The 995-nt window shown below is 69.0% G+C and carries 1 protein-coding gene and 1 pseudogene; both read right to left on the bottom strand.

Annotated features, from left to right (window positions below; translation table 11 throughout):
- A pseudogene (locus tag KDK95_RS38470) lies at positions 1 to 398 on the bottom strand (IS5 family transposase); the annotation flags it as partial.
- Positions 365 to 907, bottom strand: a complete 543-nt coding sequence (locus KDK95_RS38465) for a transposase (protein ID WP_372463435.1) — start codon at positions 905 to 907, stop codon at positions 365 to 367. The gene KDK95_RS38465 and the pseudogene KDK95_RS38470, both read right to left, overlap by 34 nt.
- Between the last annotated feature and the right edge of the window lie 88 nt (positions 908 to 995).

The following is a 995-nucleotide window of genomic DNA, read 5'->3' as shown; positions in this document are numbered from 1 at the left end:
CGCCAGGTCTTGATCTTCTGGAAGCAGCGTTCGACGGTGTTGCGCTGCTTGTAGCGTCGGGTGTCGTAGGAGATCGGCCGTCCGCCCTTCGAGCCCTTCTTCTTCCGGTTCGCCTGCTGGTCGGCCTTGTCCGGGATGACGGCGGTGATCTGCCGTCGGCGCAGGTAGTCGCGGTTGGCTTTCGAGGAGTAGGCCCGGTCGGCGGCCACCGCCTTCGGGCGGGTGGCCGGACGCCCGAAGGGTTTGCGTACCCGGATCTTGTCCAGCACTGGTTGGAAGTGGCGGGTGTCGGAGGCCTGTCCCGGGGTGAGGATGAACGCCAGCGGCAGGCCTCGGGCGTCGACCGCCGCGTGGATCTTGCTGCTCAGTCCGCCTCGGGATCGGCCGAGTCCGGCCGCGTGGGCTCGGGCCTTGCGGCGTCGGCGTGCCGCCGAAGGCTCCTGGCCCGCCGGATCGTCCTGCGGGCCGGCCGGCTCGGCCCCCGCGTGCGGCGCATCACCCGCAGAACGCTCACCTGCTGATCGAGCGGAACCCCCTTTTCCTCGGTCAGCGCCTGCTCGAGCGCGTCGAGCACCTCCCCGGACACGGCCAGTCCCGCCGACTCGTGGTGGGCGCGCACGATCGTGGAATCCACGCTCACCAACTCCAGACCCACCTGACCGCGGGCTGCCGCCTCCGCGATCAGCCCGTCCATCAACTGCTGGAACACCCCGGCCAGCGCCCAGGCGCGGAAGCGGGTGTAGATACTGGTCCAAGGCCCGTACCGCTCGGGCACATCCCGCCACCCGGTGCCGTTGCGGAAACGCCACAACACCCCGTTGAACTGCGCACGAGCCCGTCTCGGCAGCGGCCCGGTGGCCGCGACCGGCAGGAACGGCTCGATCAACGCCCACTCGGCATCGGTCACATCGAAACGCGCCACACCCGAGTTCTACCAGCCACGACCACTCGCCCAGCAAACCGCATCAAAGATCTGAACTACGAACAGTCCCTAG

The organism is Actinospica acidithermotolerans (genome assembly GCF_018139625.1).
Lineage (GTDB): Bacteria > Actinomycetota > Actinomycetes > Streptomycetales > Catenulisporaceae > Actinospica > Actinospica acidithermotolerans.
This window is presented reverse-complemented; position numbering and strand designations above follow the sequence as displayed.